This window comes from bacterium, assembly GCA_021372775.1.
Lineage (GTDB): Bacteria > Acidobacteriota > Polarisedimenticolia > J045 > J045 > JAJFTU01.
This window is the reverse complement of the sequence record JAJFTU010000175.1, coordinates 1-1,554: the sequence shown is the minus strand read 5'-3', so window position 1 is coordinate 1,554 and position 1,554 is coordinate 1. Positions and strand designations below refer to the sequence as shown.

At 75.0% G+C, this 1,554-nt stretch carries 3 protein-coding genes; all 3 read right to left on the bottom strand.

The annotated features are described in order from the left end of the window. The coding region (locus LLG88_05860; protein ID MCE5246433.1) for a hypothetical protein at positions 1-185 on the bottom strand (185 nt) is incomplete at its 3' end. Next, a complete protein-coding gene (locus tag LLG88_05855) occupies positions 182-982 on the bottom strand; it encodes a metal ABC transporter permease (GenBank protein MCE5246432.1) in 801 nt (266 codons plus the stop codon). The genes LLG88_05860 and LLG88_05855, both read right to left, overlap by 4 nt. A 76-nt stretch (positions 983-1,058) precedes the next feature. Further along, positions 1,059-1,554 (bottom strand): ABC transporter ATP-binding protein (locus LLG88_05850; protein MCE5246431.1); only part of this gene is annotated, 496 nt, incomplete at its 5' end.

Sequence of the window (1,554 nt, the reverse complement as noted above, 5' to 3'; positions counted from 1 at the left end):
GCGAGCAGTTCGGTGAGCCGCCCCGCGCCGCAGCCCGGCTCCAGGACGCGGTCCCCCGGCTCGATCCGCCAGCGGGCCGCGAAGCGGTCGATCTTCGCCCGCTCCTCCGCGGAGAAGTCCTGCATCGTCGCTTCCCGCGCGACGCCGTCGAAGACTTGGCCGAGCTCGCTGTCCCGTTCGTTCATCGTCCGTCCCGGCGCGCCTTGGCGACGAGCCACGCCGCGCCCACGAGCGCGCTCGAGGCGAGGACGATCGTCGCCCCCACCGGCGCGTCCAAAAAGTACGCCGCGGCGAATCCGAGCAGCGCGGAAGCGGCCCCGAACGCCGCGCCGAGAATCAGCGCCCCGCGAAAGCTCCGCGCGAGGGCGAGCGACGCGACGGCGGGGTTCGCCAACAGGCTGTAGAGCAGAAGTCCGCCGACGATTTCAAGATCGACCGCCACCACGCCCGAGGCAAGCACGAGGAAGCCGGCGAAGAACGGGCCTTCGGGAATCAGCAGCGCCGCGAGCTGGCGGCTGAAGAGCAGCAGCTTCAGCTCGCGGCGGAAGACGACCACGAAGAAGAGGAGCGCCGCGGCGACGATCGTCATCGCGGCGAGTTGCAGCCGCGTGGCGAAGAGCAGGCTGCCCCACATCAGGCTCAGCGCGGCGGTCTTCGGCCCGCGCCCCAGGCCGATGCCGAGAAACGCGAGGCCGAGGGTGAGCGAGAAGAGGGCGCCGAGCGCGGCGTTCGGGTCGAGGTCGCGGCGGCGCAACAGCGCGCCGAGCACGAGCGCCCCGGCCAGCGCGCCGAGGAACGCCCCGGCGAGATGCGGCGCGCCGAGCAGGTCGGCGAAGACGGCGCCGGCGAGGGCGGCGTGCGCCGCGGCGACGGCGAGGAACGGCAGCCGCAGCCCGACGACGAGCACGCCGAGCAGGCCGGCCGAGGCCCCGCCGAGCAGCGCCGCGGCCAACGCCGCGCCGAACGCGTCGAAGAAGCTCATCGTCCGTCGGTCCCCGCACGGCCGGCGGCGGACGCCGCGTCCGCGCGGCGCGCGCGCGAGATGATGAAGGCCGCGTTCATCGTTCCTCCGCGACGCCGAGCGCGTGGGCGAAGAAGCGGCCGTGGCGATGGGCGACGTACATCGGGCAGCCGAACACGCCGCCGAGCGCCTCCGCCGTGAAGACCTCCTCCGGCCGGCCGCAGGCCGCCGCCAGTCCGCGCCCGAGGAGCAGCGCGCGGTCGCAGCAGCTCGGCAGGCGATCGACGTCGTGCGTGACCATCACGATCGCCCCGCCCATCTCCGCGTGGAGCTGCGCGACCAGTTGCGTCAGGCGCTCCTGCCACTCGATGTCGAGCCCCGCCGTCGGCTCGTCGAGCAGCGTCAGCGGCGCGCGCTGCGCGACGAGGCGCGCGAGCTGCACCTTCCGCCGCTCCCCGCCGGAGAGCGAGCGATAGAGCCGGCGCCGCGCGTCGGCGAGGCCGAGCAGCTCCAGCGCCCGCTCCGCCGCGTCGCGGTCCTCGGCGTCGCAGCCGCTCCCCACGCGCCCGCGCCCCGCGCGGCCGAAGAGGACG

Excerpts from the sequence above, each read along its gene's own strand:
- LLG88_05855 (MCE5246432.1), bottom strand. The coding sequence starts at position 982 with ATGAGCTTCTTCGACGCGTTCGGCGCGGCGTTGGCCGCGGCGCTGCTC.